General features: G+C 38.0%; 13 protein-coding genes and 1 pseudogene. 2 read left to right on the forward strand and 12 right to left on the reverse strand.

The window, feature by feature from the left end; genetic code table 11:
- Positions 1-173: 173 nt before the first annotated feature.
- Together ACWU4D_RS13890 and ACWU4D_RS13895 are read right to left on the reverse strand one after the other, a co-directional pair.
- The gene (locus tag ACWU4D_RS13890; protein WP_456052041.1) at positions 174-1196 is read right to left on the reverse strand and encodes a glycosyltransferase family 2 protein; all 1023 of its coding nucleotides are present in this window, start codon (positions 1194-1196) and stop codon (positions 174-176) included.
- A gap of 270 nt (positions 1197-1466) precedes the next feature.
- Entirely contained in the window at positions 1467-2543 is a 1077-nt protein-coding gene (locus ACWU4D_RS13895) for an acyltransferase family protein (protein WP_456052042.1), read from the reverse strand.
- A 192-nt stretch (positions 2544-2735) separates the two neighbouring features.
- Here ACWU4D_RS13895 and ACWU4D_RS13900 point away from each other — a divergent pair.
- Positions 2736-2904, forward strand: a pseudogene (locus ACWU4D_RS13900) (IS110 family transposase); the annotation flags it as partial.
- Positions 2905-2921: 17 nt separating this feature from the next.
- Here the strand turns inward: ACWU4D_RS13900 and ACWU4D_RS13905 are convergent.
- Positions 2922-4325, reverse strand: coding sequence for an undecaprenyl-phosphate glucose phosphotransferase (locus tag ACWU4D_RS13905; RefSeq protein ID WP_456052043.1), 1404 nt, complete (start codon positions 4323-4325; stop codon positions 2922-2924).
- A 563-nt stretch (positions 4326-4888) separates the two neighbouring features.
- Complete coding sequence (locus ACWU4D_RS13910) at positions 4889-5356, reverse strand: GDP-mannose mannosyl hydrolase (protein ID WP_456052044.1); 468 nt, start codon at positions 5354-5356, stop codon at positions 4889-4891.
- 499 nt (positions 5357-5855) lie between these two features.
- Between ACWU4D_RS13910 and ACWU4D_RS13915 the strand changes: the two genes are divergently transcribed.
- Complete coding sequence (locus ACWU4D_RS13915) at positions 5856-6611, forward strand: DUF5672 family protein (protein WP_456052045.1); 756 nt, start codon at positions 5856-5858, stop codon at positions 6609-6611.
- A gap of 41 nt (positions 6612-6652) precedes the next feature.
- Here the strand turns inward: ACWU4D_RS13915 and ACWU4D_RS13920 are convergent, their stop codons facing one another.
- The 8 genes from ACWU4D_RS13920 to ACWU4D_RS13955 form a co-directional block, all read right to left on the reverse strand.
- Positions 6653-7417, reverse strand: coding sequence for a WecB/TagA/CpsF family glycosyltransferase (locus ACWU4D_RS13920; protein ID WP_456052046.1), 765 nt, complete (start codon positions 7415-7417; stop codon positions 6653-6655).
- Between the two features lie 191 nt (positions 7418-7608).
- Positions 7609-8538, reverse strand: coding sequence for a hypothetical protein (locus ACWU4D_RS13925; RefSeq protein WP_456052047.1), 930 nt, complete (start codon positions 8536-8538; stop codon positions 7609-7611).
- A 270-nt stretch (positions 8539-8808) separates the two neighbouring features.
- The gene (locus ACWU4D_RS13930) at positions 8809-10944 is read right to left on the reverse strand and encodes a right-handed parallel beta-helix repeat-containing protein (RefSeq protein ID WP_456052048.1); all 2136 of its coding nucleotides are present in this window, start codon (positions 10942-10944) and stop codon (positions 8809-8811) included.
- 250 nt (positions 10945-11194) lie between these two features.
- Entirely contained in the window at positions 11195-12160 is a 966-nt protein-coding gene (fcl, locus tag ACWU4D_RS13935; protein WP_456052049.1) for a GDP-L-fucose synthase, read from the reverse strand.
- A 127-nt stretch (positions 12161-12287) separates the two neighbouring features.
- Positions 12288-13412 (reverse strand): GDP-mannose 4,6-dehydratase, encoded by a 1125-nt coding sequence (gene gmd, locus ACWU4D_RS13940; RefSeq protein ID WP_456052050.1) that lies wholly within the window; start codon positions 13410-13412, stop codon positions 12288-12290.
- A gap of 68 nt (positions 13413-13480) precedes the next feature.
- Positions 13481-14266 carry a WecB/TagA/CpsF family glycosyltransferase gene (locus ACWU4D_RS13945; protein ID WP_456052051.1) on the reverse strand — a complete coding sequence of 262 codons (786 nt, stop codon included), beginning with the start codon at positions 14264-14266 and terminating at the stop codon, positions 13481-13483.
- Positions 14266-15438, reverse strand: coding sequence for a glycosyltransferase family 4 protein (locus ACWU4D_RS13950; RefSeq protein ID WP_456052052.1), 1173 nt, complete (start codon positions 15436-15438; stop codon positions 14266-14268). The genes ACWU4D_RS13945 and ACWU4D_RS13950 overlap by 1 nt, the downstream gene beginning before the upstream one ends.
- Positions 15435-15941: a serine O-acetyltransferase gene (locus ACWU4D_RS13955; protein WP_456052053.1), complete on the reverse strand. Its 507-nt coding sequence runs from the start codon at positions 15939-15941 to the stop codon at positions 15435-15437. Before ACWU4D_RS13955 ends, ACWU4D_RS13950 begins: the two co-directional genes overlap by 4 nt.
- Positions 15942-15949 lie beyond the last annotated feature (8 nt).

Raw genomic sequence — 15949 nt, forward strand, 5'->3', positions numbered from 1 at the left:
CAAACTATCAACACTTTTATCTATATAAATAGCAAACAAACAACATATATAACCAAAACTAAAAGCAAAAATTTAGAACACAAAAAAGGCCAGCAAAATAACTGACCTTAAAAAACACGGCTGACAATAATTGATTACTTATTGGTTGTTGCTGATTGCTTATTGCTTATTGCTTATTGGTAATCATAGATCGTATTACCTTTATTTTGGGCATTGCTAGCAGAGACCGCCTGAATATCTTGTTTCGTAAACAGAGCTTTAACACCTCCAGCAATGCCATAAACATGAAAGGGTAATAATGCCTTCATCATCCACTTTTTCATCAAGGTATTCGAAAAATTCTTATCGATAAAATATTGCAACGACCCATATTTCAAATCAGCCACGACTTTATTAAATCGATTCACCGTTCCCCAGCCATGCACATGAGTCACGGGATCACTGTTAATCACCCCGACTAAATAACCACGAGATTTCGCCATAATGCAAAGGTCTTCGTCTTCACCGTATAGAAAAATATTCTCATCGAATAAGCCATATTTTTCAATGTAACTCTGGCTAACAATCATCGCTGCACCACTGATCCAGCCCACAGTTTCAACACTATAGTCATTGACCACCGCTTGGTGATTATCTAAGTATGAACGGCAAATATCAGAATAGGAAAACAACCCTTTCACAAACCGTGACTTCACTATTCCAGCTTTGACAACGTAATTCGCGCCAGCTAATAGCATCGCCCACTTCAGAGCACTAGAATGGCTAAATGATGAGGTCTGCGTGCTTTTATCGGGATATTGAAGTCGAGTGCCCATGATGGCGTAGCGCTCTTCATTTTCAACACAGCGATCGACCACTTTATCTAATGAAAAGTTATCCTCAATATACGCATCAACATTGAAAATAAAGTAAAAATCAGCCTTATGACTAAAACAACCAATGTTGTTCGCCTTGCCATAACCAAGGTTCTTACCATTGGCAATCACCTTAATTTTCTCGCCATATTGCGCTAATAGCTCTAGCGTCTGATCCTTAGAACCATTATCAACGACGACAATATCAACCAGATGTTTACTCTGCACTCGGAGTAAAGAATCAATGCATTTTTCAATATGAGGGGCAGAGTTAAAGGTAACCAAAACAAAATTAACACGCTTCCCCTCAATGGGATGATCAAGTTTTAATTCTGCATTCATAAACTGCTACTCCATATTCCTACTCGAACTTTACGCTGAGTACCAAAGGACGTTGTTAAAATAAGGTCCGGTTTTATATAAATCAACCGCTGACCTTTGTAAACCTAGAGTCAGGCTACAATAAAATCTCTGCCTAAAATTACAATTATAGCTGTTAATGAAAATGTCTTAGTTCTACTCCACTGAAGCACGCCGCAAATAATTATGAGAACAATAAGAGATGAGCGGTAATTATAAGAAAGGACAGTTTTGTTTAGGTCAGCTCCATACTCATCTCCCACCGGATATTACAGCCATGAATTTCGGTGTAATTGATTTCATGCTTATATATAAAAGCATGGAAGTGACAATTACAACGATAGGAACCAAGAAATATAGTGAAATAACATCCAAGTCGTTGTTCGGATGAAGCACTTTGTAGCTAAGTTTTTGTATGACAGTTAAAAGTGGCTCATGAATAGCAAACACAAAGAAACTACAACCACTTGCCCACATGAAAGCCTTTCTTAAGTGTACAGACTCTACTATTGCTTTCGTAGCATATAACGCTGAACCGAGACCGATAAGTATCCCAACTTGGTGTATATAAAGGTTAAATGCATAAGCTTTGGTTGTAGTATCGACCACAAGAACAAGAAAGTAAGCGAATATAACTAAAGGCCCGAATCGATCGAGTGCAAATAAGCTAGTATTTGAATGTGCGAAGTAGGCTCCTGCATAAAAAAATGCGAATGCGCTTGCAGACGGAATATAGATTGGCCAGAAATTTAAGAACCAAAGTGCAAAAAGCACGAAAAGGATAGCCTTTCCTGCCTTGTTAACAAATAAATGGACTACTGGTGAAATCAATACCATTACCATTAAGTCACGTATAAACCAAAATTGATATGAAATCGGGTATCTATTAACACCAAATATGGCGTTAAAATAGTCAAAAAAACCGAATGTAGATATTGGAGCACTCTTTCCAGAAAAGAATGATTGGGTTGCAGGAAGATATTGAGCCAAACTAACAAATAAAAGGGTAATAACGTTCCAGAACAAAAATGGAATAAGAAGTGTATTAACCCGAGATGTTATTTTTTTTCTATAACTCTCTAAGGAAAAAGAAAAACCCCAAAAAAAGAAATACCCTGACATGAGGAAAAAAAGAGGCACGGCTACTCTAGCTAAGCCTTGGGAAATAATATTTCGACAAAAATCAACCCAGTATCCGGTCTCAGTTACTCCAATAGCGCCACCTGAGAAAACAAATTCTGTGCCATATCCATGGATAAAAACTATGCCTATTATTAAGGGGAAACGCAATATGCTAAATCTTTCAGATGATATATTATCAATTGGCATTCAAGTTCTCTCTATATTTTTTACACATAGACATAATAGCCCACCACTATTGACTGGTTATCTCCAATCAATAGTGGATTAGCTGAACACTAAAGGCATAATAGTTTTTTAATAAAACTAAAATTGGAGAGCATCAAGTCAAAACAATAAGATGCTTTTCATCGGCCTGATACTCATAAGGAATTTATTTAAATTGCTTATATCGAAGACAAGCATAATGTACTGCCTATTCATTATAGACGAGTCTCTAGTGCGAAGTCTATTACTCACAAGTTTAGACCATTGCTGCTACGTCATTACATCTTCTCTTATTCCTAAAAAACCTAGTGAGAAAATTAAAATCAATAAACTGTCATCACTTGTTAGGTGTGTGCTGTGTTAGTAGGCTGTTTTACCAACAAAGCCTTTAAATACGGTTAAGAAGATGATTTTTATATCGAGCCACAAACTCCAGTTTTGAATATACACCAGATCAAATTCAACCCGTTTTTGCATCTTATCCAATGTTTCTGTTTCACCGCGTAAACCATTAATCTGAGCCCAACCGGTGATCCCAGGTTTTACATGGTGGCGCAGCATGTATTTGTTAATCAAGCTACGGTACTCTTCATTGTGTGCCACCGCATGAGGACGCGGCCCAACAATCGACATTTGCCCAGTAATCACGTTAATGAACTGAGGTAATTCATCCAGTGATGTGCGACGAATAAAAGCCCCAAATTTGGTAATACGTGGGTCGCCTTTGGTTGCTTGCTTGACTACATCGCCATTGTCCATCACTTTCATTGAGCGAAACTTCCACACCAAAATCGGCTTTCCATCCAAGCCATAACGCTCTTGTTTAAAAATAATCGGCCCTGGTGACGACAGTTTTACGCCAAGCGCTACCGCACAAAGTACTGGGCTGATCATAACAGTAATGATGGAAGCAAACACCACATCTTCTATTCGCTTCACCATCGAGGTAAAACCATAGAATGGAGAATCGTAGACCGAGAGTGTCACCATATTCCCGACATTCTTTAATCGCGATTGCATCAAGTCGAAGGTGAAAAAGTCAGGAACAACGTGAACACGAGCATTGGCATCGGCGAACGCATTTAAAATCTGCTTGATACGTTTCGAGGCTTCCATTGGCAGAGCAATATACACCTCTTGTACCGCATGGCTTTTTGCTAACTCTAGGGCATCATCAATGCGGCCCCGAATCGGTGCTGGCAAACCAACTAAGCCAATTCGGTCTAAACCACGGTCATCATAAAACCCGATTAAGGTTTCAGTTTGGCGACCACGCAACTTAAGCTCATTGGCAAGTTGAATACCAGAATGCGTCGCTCCAATCACAATAACCTTACGTTTCCCCATTTCGGCAGGGAATAATAAACGGAGGATGTAACCCACCCCTAAGCGCCAGGTAATCAGTAATACAGGTGTTAGCGCAAACCAAGCGGCAACCACTACACGGGAGTAATTATCTAATACGTTAAAGACAACGCTAGCACCTAATGTGATAGTAATGCATATCGCCCAAGAAATAAGAATGGCGACAAATATGTCTCGTTGGGTAGAAAAGCGGAAGGTAAAGTAAACCCCAGCAACCTCAGCAATCAAATAAAAGAGAACAACAACAACCGCTAAGGTTAATTCGTAAATAGTTTCAAATTCACCGAGATAATAAATACACAATCCATAAAGAAGAGAAGTAATAATCGCAAGGTCAAAAAACTTAAAGGCTATGGCTGATTCTTCACCATGGTATTTAATACGACTTCCATGTTTCATAATTGTGGAATTTACCTATTTTTATGGGTTTGGTTCGATTTTTAAGATTCAATTCAAAGCGTCTTCACGCAAGCGCCACTAGGTTACATTAACGCTCTAGGTGCTTCAATCCTAAACACTATTTACGCTATTGAAGATGTGGTTCAATATTCACGATCTTCAAACTTCCCGGTAAGATGCGTCACTTTTGAGCAATGCTTATCGATAAGTGCCTGTTCAATCACGCTATTATATTGAAAAGATTCAGTCTATTAACATCGGATCTGGCAAATATAATACAAAATGATTTATCAAAAATTAGACGAACGAGCATTATTCACATCTAAAGCCATCAACACAATAGTAATATCATCGAAATCGACGTCATTATTTCCCCGTCTTATAACTAAAACTAAAAATAATACTCGCTTTAATTGGCATATACCATAACTAAACGCAACGCTGAACATTACAAGGGAATGAACTCGATATGTCATTTACAGGTTATGAAAGAGAAAGGAAAGCAGAAAAACGTTAGAAAGTGTGAATGCGCTACAAAACCGACGCATCCCCGGCTTTGTAACTCAGTCACTAGATTTAGTCTCAAAATACCATTTAGTATGAAGATGAACCTCGCTTGAAGAGAGTAAGTGTTGCACATCGAACCACTGATACGCTCCATGTTGCTGCTGCAGTGGTAAGTTTAGTTCTTCGCGATTGACCTTTAAAATATACGCAATCGCCACATAGTGAGTACCAAACTCTTCTCCAAACACATGGTCTTCGTACAGATGTGTAAATGGCCCCAATAGCCTTGCTTGGTCAATAGTAAATGCCGTCCCCAACTCTTCTTGCGTCAAGCGTTGAAAAGCACTTTCTAACGTCTCGTTCTTTTGAATTCGACCACCGGGCACAAACCAGTAATCTTTCGCTGGGCGGTTTAGTCGTTGTCCAAGCAGTGCTTGCCCATTTTGGTCGAGTACGACGAGATCAATCGACACCAAGGGGGTACTTTCTATTACTGTTGAAAATGTGGTTTTGTCTAGGTACATGATTGCCTTATAAAACGTTTGCTTATTACGGATATTTATCCTGACTATATCAATTAGACGACTGTGATTACTAGACTCAAGCGGTTAATCACTAACTTTTGTAAATTTAATATCAAATTAAAGCAAAAAACCTGACCTAAAAACAACAAATCTAGCCGAGGATAAAAAAGTCTTAACAATTGGACACGGTTTTATACCACAATAGACAGCTTGATAGGCTCACAGAATCGGCATAAACAAGTATATATATGATGTTGTTCAGTAATAAAACATAAAAATAACTTAAGTTTAAATAGGTTTCGCCGACAAACATAAAGAGAAAAGCGGCGTGCGGTGAAACAGTATGATTATGGCAGTCACATTAAAGTCTATTTTCAACCAAGCTAAATTTTAGAAACAAACGGTAGTATTTTGTTGAAAGCGCATTTATAACCAACACAAATGTAGAATCCCGTGTCAATTTATATGTAGTAATGCGCAGCTTGCGAAGGACTAAATAATGAAAACAAAGCGCCTCTGTGTGATCATTCCAATTCATAAAGAAAAGTTAGATCAAAATGAAATATCAGCTCTTAAGTCCTACCAACAATATTTTGAAAACATTGATTTAAGTTTTATAGCTCCAAGAGCACTAGATTGCTCCTTTTATGAAGAGAATTACCCTAACTATAGTATTCGTCGCTTCAATAATTATTATTTTAAGAGCCCAAAAACATATAACAAGCTGATGCTCAACAAAATTTTTTATACACAATACACCAATTATGAATATATTATAATAGCTCATACTGATGCCATTATTTTTAACTATAAAGCAGATTTAAACGAGTTTTTAGATATGGGCTATGACTATGTTGGCCCACCTTGGTACTCGCAACCAATCTCAAGAAAAACCTCCAATTGGAAGTATTTGATTAAAAGAATAGTTATTCATAAGCCTTCAGTTTTAGAATCTGGTGGCGGTGGTTTTTCATTGAGAAAAGTCGATTCCTTCGTCAGATTACTTAGCTTAGAAAATCTTTTCGTAAAAATATTTTGGCATTTCAATGAAGATATTTACTTTGCGTATAGAGGGAATGTTGGAAAAAACCGAATTTCAGTTGCACCAACAGAGGTTGCCGAGAAATTCGCTTTAGAAGAAGGTATGAATACCAAAGCTGAGGTATTAAAACCGATCGCTCTTCACGCTTGGACACACTATTTTACTAGCTTAGAAAAGCTTGAAGAAGCAAGGCAGCGTATCAACCGAACATAATGAGTCAGTAAGTGATATCACCATCAGCTGTACTAATGGGCCTATTTTCTAAGTGGTACCCTTGCACGAAAAAGCTGCTTACTAAAAAGCCATAAAAAACTGGGGTTTGTCGACAAATAACGCTTCCACAACCTTCTAGGCTCAGAGCATAAACGGAAAAACCACTCCATGCCAATAGCTTGCACCCAACGAGGTGCGTGCTTTTTGCTGCCAGCGATAAAATCATACGCAGCCCCAACACCGAGCATGACACAATTCAGTGACTCTTTGTGATCGGCCATCCAACGCTCTTGTTTTGGACAACCAAGACCAACAAACAAAATATCGACATCAGCAGTATGAATATCACTAATAACTTTCTGATTTTCTTCGTCAGTCAACGGGCGAAACGGCGGAGAGAATGAATAGGTAATATTAATGTCAGGATAACGTTTGCGCAATTTGCTTTTTATTTGATTCAATAGCTCAATTGAACTTCCACCATAGAAGCCAATATTTATCATCTTGCTTCCAGAATGTTGACAAATCGCATCCATAATATCCTGACCTCTTACTTGCCTTGCCTGCCGATGGCCTAACATTCTCTGAGCAAGCGCAAGAGGTTTACCATCAGGTATAACAAAATCTGCTTTGTTTACAATATCTTGGAATTCCGGTGAACGATACACTTCGATACACATATGCACATTTGATACGCAAACATAAGCACCAGACTTAAGTGAAACTAAGTGATCAAGATACTTCATGGTATAAGATATATCTGTAATATTAACGTCCATAGAAAGAATGGCTGTTCTGTAACTCATTACTTTCCCCCTTTTAGGCATTTGATATTAAGCAAAACACATAGTAATCGTATATCCCACAAAACTATTAACTGTGAGAATAAGGTGAAATTTTCACCTACTAAGTTAATTTAATAACAAGTATCCGGCTATTTATATGCGTTTCTTTCGATAATTTCATCCACAAAAGTCCTACCCGGATAGTAATCAAATCATATCCCTCTTCCGCGCAACACCTTAGATATGGTTCCTTTTTTAAATAACCACTTCATGCGAATGGAAAATGACTTACTGAAGAGGTGATCTTCAACCCAAGTATCGGCCAGCTTGTTTGAAGTAAATTGGGTACGTTTGGAGATTGGAAAGGATATTTTATTCCCGTATGTATTCGGTGTATATGGCTCAGGACAAGATGTATGAGTAGAGTTCTCACCAAATCCAGAATTAATCACCATATTTTGAGATGGGGAAATATGAACGCCTTTGTTTAAGAAGCAATTTATCATCCAACAGTAGTCCCATGCGCTTTTTCTCCCAGACAACACCTGTCGCAACCTAAACAACCAATAAATCCCAGCTCGATAGCTACCAAGATATGAGCAAATGTTAAAAAAAATTGATCTATGGCTATGCGATAAAAACTTATCATCATAGTGTGACCAGGCGCGTTTCCAAGTCGCCCACCCCCAACCACTGCTGTATTTAGTAAAAAAGTAATCAAACTCTGGAACACATCCGGGATAATGCTTGGTTCCACAAACAGACATGATGCTAGATTCATCCTTATATGTTTCAAGCATTTGATCACAAAACCTAAAAAAATCAGGAGAAGGCAGTAAATCATCTTCTAAAATAATAGCTCTATCGGTATGTTCAAAAAGCCAATTCAGCCCCGTTGATATTCGATTTTTACAACCTAAGTTAGCCTGAGAGATCTCAAATTTCACGTTACCTGGCCAATCTTTAAATACTGCTATAGATTCTTCAATTAATAAGCTTTCACCAATTTTATCTTCTCTTGCTCCGTCAACGATGACATAAAGATCCCTTGTTTGCTCATCATCTAAACAAGCCTTCAATGCCTTGGCATGATTTGGTCTATTAAATAAAATTATTGCTATAGGTGCTAGAACATTTTTCATCGTCGTAATATCGCTTTTAATGCAGAAAGATAAAAATAAAGAATATAAAATTGAAATACATTGATTTATAAAATTAACTTAATATTAAACCAAAAATTCACCTGCAAAAAAATCAATATGCTTTAACCTATTCACCAGCAGTAATCAACTCCCTTAACACTTAGTCTTTCTATTAGACCATATGAACCGAAGGTTTAAATTTTTCTCTGTATATTCATAGTGCATCAATGTTAACTACAAGCTATTGATATTTTCTAGCTAATTTTTGTATTAATTCCTATACCCATCTTTAAAGTTACCCATTTTTTTTATATCGGGAATCTTAATATCATATTGATGCTGTATATTATCTTCAACATTAAGTTGACCTTCGACGACTTTAATGAAATCTTCATTAGGTAATAAAACATCTCTTGGATTCTGATATTTCCCATCTCGTTGAAACACTACATTATCGTGCACATTAACCGTCTTAAAATCTAAACCGTCTATTAACCTCAACCACACACCACCTGATGATATGTTATTAAAAATACGATTCCCCTTAGCAATAGCGGGGTCATCATCATACAATTTAATTAACTCAGGGTACTTTTCACTATAAGGTGGCTGACTATAATTCATCGCATCCATACGTTGATGGAGAGTGTTATTAGTACCATTAATAAAATTTTTAGCCCAACCTAGCCCGCGAGAATCAACATTTATCGAGCGCTTTGTATCAATAAAGACATTGTCTCGTACTAAGTTATTGCGACCACCACCAATCTTTATGCCTAGTCCAACATCATAAATTACGTTTCCATAGATGTTTGTACCACTACTGAAGTCATCCAAATAGATCGCATTAACATCATCTATCTCGGGCGAGCCTAAGTGATGAAAGAAATTATGACGAATGATATTGCCTCGTTGCGTCCAATCCCGCCCTATGTAAAATGCCCCTACATCGCCGGTTTCCTTAGCAACCTGATAGATATCATTGTATTCGATAATATGCTCGTTACCGTTTAATACAATTCCCGAGTGTGGCCCATCGTGAATTTGATTATGAGCAACTCGGTTACCAACACCTTTAATTTGAATTGCCGGCTGATAGGTGCGAATCCACGAGCTGTAATTATAAATATGGTTATTGACTGCATAATTATGTGCAGGAGTTAAAGAGGTGCGTTCACCACCGACCAAACTAATTCCGCTCGATGATATATCGAAGATGTCGCATGAAGTAATACCATTATTTTTACCGCCATTAATTCTCACTGCGGTTCTAGCAATATTCCGAATGGTACAGCCTACAATATGGTTATTCGAACCGCCATTAATCTCAATAGCGGAACCACGAGAGAATTCAAATGTTAAACCGGTGACGGAAATGTTATGGGTATTATTTAATATAAATAAAGGTTTTGAAAAAAGAGAAACATAGGCTTTACTTTTTGATATCGCCTGAGGTGGCCAGAAGTACAATATTCCTACTTTGCGATCGAGATACCACTCTCCAGGTCGATCAAGTTCTTCTAAGATATTCAGCGCATAATAACGCTGATTCTTACGCAGGCCATAAGCTGATCGCCCAGTATCAACATAAATTTCTCGTGTTTCACGATCAATAGACTTCACTGGAAAAAATTCATCGTACCAATCCCAAGTCCAATAACCGTGTACCACTATATTTTTTGTATTAGTCCATTTAAGCGGTCTATCTTCAGCAAAGCTAAAGCGGCCATAATGCCTTCCTGCAGGGACACCATCGCGTAAAATGTTAGAATTTCCTTTGTGAACGAGTTTCCCTGTCTGTGGTACATCGGCAATTTTTACCCAGCCTTCATTTGGCCAACGCGCTATAGTCATACGTTGATCATTGAAAAATAGCTCAAGGCCAGGATTACCTCTCCGCGTTATCTTTCCATAATCGCTAATCCCAAGCGATTTTAAGTCGAGTTGTAAGGTATTCATTCTTGCTTGCTTCGATAGTTTACTTAAAACCGTTTTATCTGTAATAGTGCTAAAACCACTAACTTCGACACCACCAATAATTTGAACATGTTCATCTTTATAGTTCTGCCAAATGATTGGGGCATCTTGAGTACCTGAATCAGATTCACCCAAAACAAAAGATTGTGAGCGAAAATACGTCCCACCACGCAGGAAAACTTTTATGGCTGTTTGACCAACATTAGGAATTTTCTTAAAGTTTCGAACTATATCTCGAGCTCTCTCCAATGTCTGTACTGGCCCATCTGTTGAAGAATCATTTGGACTAGCGACCAGTCCAGACCATGCATCATTCCCTTCCGGTGAGACATAGATTTCAACCGATTGTGGGTTTGCTGATGATATTGGAGAGAAAAAAAACAATGTAATCAGCAGCAGACTAACAAAAGAGAGGTATTTTATAGTCATAGGACATCCATGTTTAACAGAATAACTGTAGCAAAAAAGTAAATTTATGAGTATCGCATGATAAGCCGTTTCTCAGTGCTTATAGTGATTGGTGTGAGTAAAGTAGAAATTAGCCTAGTATCAAAATTAAGTTAAAATTTAGTGAATTAGTAAATCGTTACTAGATAATTACACAGCTTAAAGCCAATGATGACCAAGAAACCGAATGGTAGAGATCAACACTGACAACAAGCTTGTTTTATGCTCTGCTCTATTTACGGAATGTATCCTGATTATCTAAGAACCATTGATAAGTCGTGGCTAAGCCTTGTTCTAATGATACTTGTGCTTTCCAACCTAAATTGGCTAAGCGTGACACATCCATCAACTTACGTGGTGCTCCATCGGGTTTAGTGGTATCAAACACAATGTTTCCTTGATAGCCGACTACTTTTGCTACGGTTTCGACCAGTTCACGAATGGTGCAATCGATGCCCGTCCCAACATTAATATGACTTAACATAGATTCAGTATTGGCTTGATAGGTTTCTTCGTCCAAATTCATCACATAGATAGAGGCCGCCGCCATTTCATCGACATATAAGAATTCGCGCATCGGTTTACCCGTCCCCCACGCTACAACTTCCGCTTGGTTGGCTAATTTCGCTTCATGAAAACGACGCAGCAATGCTGGAATCACATGGGAGTTTTCTGGATGAAAGTTATCATTCATACCATACAAGTTGGTTGGCATTACCGAACGATAATTACGGCCATATTGACGATTGTATGACTCACACATTTTAATACCAGCAATCTTAGCAATTGCATATGGCTCGTTAGTCTCTTCTAACGTTCCCGTTAGTAATGCATCTTCTTGCATTGGCTGTTCAGCCAATTTTGGGTAAATACACGAAGAACCTAAAAACAATAATTCTTGAACACCAGCCTCGTGAGCACTGTGAATAATATTGTTTTGAATGGTTAAGTTTTGATAAATAAACTCAGCGGGGTAAGTATTGTTGGCCACAATACCGCCCACTTTTGCCGCCGCCAAATAGACCTGTTCTATCTGCTGATCTTGAAAAAAGTGTCTGACTTCAACTTGATCAAGTAAGTTTAACTCGCTGCGATCACGGGTAATAATTTCCACCAAACCTTCTTGGCTAAGTTGACGAACAATCGCCGAGCCGACCATTCCTTTATGACCCGCAACAAATACACGTTTTTTACTCATAATGTCATCATTCCTGCAATAGCTGTATTCCATAATAAATCCGCATGCTATAAAAAAAGCCAGTGAATCACATAGGTGGTCTCACTGGCTTTTGTTTCTAACAATCGAACATAGATGAAAAAATTAATTAAGATTCAATCGATACGTTGACATCGAAACCACTGGCTTTTAATAAAGCGTGCTGTTGAGATTGTTTTAAATCTTCACGTACCATTTCGGCACACATCTCTTCTACTGTGATTTCAGGCACCCAACCTAGCTTCTCTTTTGCTTTTGCTGGGTCACCTAATAAGGTTTCTACTTCTGCTGGGCGGTAGTATTTTGGATCTACTCTCACAACCACATCACCCACACTCAATGCCGCTGCGTTATTACCTTCAATGGCAACAACGGTCGCGATTTCTTGCTCTTCTTTACCAGAGAACTCAAGAGTGATACCAAGTTCAAGTGCTGACAAGCGGACAAACTCACGAACCGAGATTTGCTTACCGGTTGCGATCACAAAATCTTCTGCTTGGTCTTGTTGCAACATCATCCATTGCATACGAACGTAGTCTTTTGCATGACCCCAGTCACGTAGCGAATCCATGTTACCTAGGTATAGACATTTCTCTAAACCTTGCGAAATATTGGCTAATGCACGCGTGATCTTGCGAGTCACAAAGGTTTCGCCACGGCGTGGTGATTCGTGGTTAAACAAAATACCGTTACACGCATACATTCCATAGGCTTCGCGGTAGTTAACGGTAATCCAGTAAGCGTACATTTTAGCTACGGCATAAGGCGAACGTGGGTGAAATGGCGTGGTCTCTTTTTGCGGTATTTCTTGCACTAAACCATATAGTTCAGAAGTGGATGCTTGATAGAAACGGGTTTTCTTTTCTAAGCCTAAAAAGCGAATCGCTTCTAATAAACGCAGTGTGCCCATTGCATCAACATCAGCGGTGTATTCTGGTGATTCAAACGATACGGCAACGTGTGATTGCGCACCAAGGTTATACACTTCATCCGGTTGAACTTCTTTGATAATACGGATCAGGTTCGAACTGTCGCTCAAGTCGCCATAATGCAAAAACAGATTTGCTTTAGTCTCATGAGGATCTTGATAGATATGATCGATACGAGAGGTATTGAACGATGAAGCACGGCGTTTAATACCATGGACTTCATAACCTTTTTCTAATAATAGTTCAGCAAGGTATGAACCATCTTGGCCCGTAATACCCGTAATTAAAGCCACTTTCTTTGACATTGTAATTTCCTATAAACCTATAAATATCTGTATTTTATTTTTTTAAACTAAAACGAATCTAGTGCAAACTATTCCTGAGCTTTGATTTCACCATCATCATTGTACAGACGATAGCGTAAAAATTGTTTACCGAAAAGCCATAAAAAACGAGGGTTTGTCGATGAATAGCGCTTCCATAAGCGCTTTGGTTCGCAGCATAAACGGAACATCCACTCCATACCGATTTTCTGAATCCAACGTGGAGCATGTTTCTTACTGCCTGCGATAAAGTCATAGGCGGCACCAACACCTAACATAACGCAATTTAATGAAGCTTTATGCTCGGCCATCCAACGTTCTTGTTTTGGGCAGCCAATACCAACAAACAGCACATTGACCCCTGAGTCGTTAATTTCTTTAACTACTTGCAAATCTTCTTCAGCAGTTAAAGGGCGAAACGGTGGGGAATGAGAATAGACGATATTGATATCTGGATAGATTTTGATCAAATTCGCCTTTACCGATTCAAGCAATTCATTCGAACTTCCACCATAAAAGCCGATATTGATATCTTTTCTACCTGACTGACTGCAGATATCATTCATAATATCTTGACCACGAACCTGAGCGGCATCTTTATACCCAAGCAATCTCAGAGCAATAGAAAGAGGTTTTCCATCAGGAATCACCAAGTCGGCTTTATTTACGACGTCCTCAAAATCTGGGCAGTCATAAGTTTCTATGCACATATGAACATTCGAAACACAAATGTAAGCACCCGATCTTTTGCTAGCCAATGTTTCAACATGGTTAAAAACTTTAGTAGCATCGGTAATATTGACATCCATTGAAATGATAGATTTTCTATTCTTCATTACGGACTCCCTGTCTCATTAATCGCTTGATTATAAATATTCATAAGCAACTCATAATTCTTTTCAGGCGTATATTTAGCTAAATATTCTTTGCGGGCATTACTGCCCATCAGTTGACTCTGTTCTAAATTTTTTCGCATCCACTGCACTTTTACTGCTAAGTCACGAGAGTTTCCTGTTTCAAAATGAAGACCTGTTTTGCCGACAGTAACAATCTCTTCCATGCTACCAAGCTTTGAAACTAATGCTGGTGTGCCACAAGCGAAGGCTTCAACCAACACCATAGGAAAACCTTCATACCATGTCGATGGCATAACAATAAAATCAGCTTTAGTGATTAACTCAATGACTTCTGATTTGGCTTTCAGTCCTAAATATTCAATTGAACCAGCCGAATTGTCTTCAACAAATTCTTTTAAAGGGCCATCGCCAACTACTTTTAAAGGATAATCACACCCTTGCCATGCATCAAAAAGTATATCTATTCCTTTCTCTTGACTTAGGCGACCTATATAAAGTGCATAGCCACCTTTCTTATCAACCTTCTTTTTTCCTTGATAAGGATCAGATATAAAATTAGGTTTTACTGCAACTTTTTTTTCTGACCAACCAGCTTCAATATATTTATTACGAGCAAAGTTAGTCAGTGTGATAAAGCGGTCAACCTTCGTTAGCCAAGTTCCGAGGTATTTATGTAACTCAACCATAATGGCCAATATAAAAGTGCCGACAAATGATCCGCGATAAACTTTCTTTAATACAGTCCACCATGAACGGCCATGAATACTCCGTTCATTTATCTCCCGATCATGCATCAATAAAGCGGTAGGGCAAACTGCACGATAGTTATGTAACGTGTGAACAACTGGGATATTAGCTTTCTTGCATGCATAAAAAATCGAAGGAGAAAATAAAGGAAAATAATTATGCACATGAACAACATCTGGTAACTCTTTCTTCAATACAAGCTTGAATTTCTTATATTCAGTATATGAAAAAGGCACGTTTATCATCGTTAACAATTTTGAAAGCAATGACTTAATGTGATCATTGTGTATTGTATATTCGAGAACGATATTGCCATTCTCTTTTAATAAGTGAACTTCATTTTCCATCACACCATCTTCACCACCGCGAACTTGGTAGTAATTATGAGCAATCAATATTTTCATCTATTATTACCTATGACCTTAGCAGGGTTACCAGCAACAACAGAATTAGCAGGGACATCTTTAACTACAACAGATCCAGCACCTATAATTGAGTTTTCGCCGACAATAATGGGACCAATTAACACTGAATTAGGACCTACGATCACATTGTCGGCTATTTTCGGTGAGCCTAAATCATTACCCTCTTTATCTTCTTTATTACCAATTGTCGTACTATGTTTTAGTGTAACATTATTGCCAATCACAACATTTTTATTTAGTACTAAACAACGACCATGATGGATTATAAACCCTTTTCCTATTTTGCAAGAAATTGGAATTTCACACCCTAAAACAATATCTGTAATAAATTTGTACAAAACTATTAATGGAGCACATAAAGTTAGCATTATTTTATTTGAACATTTAACACGAATGCTATTAAAAAAATAAAAGCAAATAACAATTATTAATCCTTTAAGATTTTCATTTTTCTTAATAGCATACTTGATTTTAGAAAACATATCTATTT

Source organism: Vibrio phycocola (assembly GCF_053850235.1).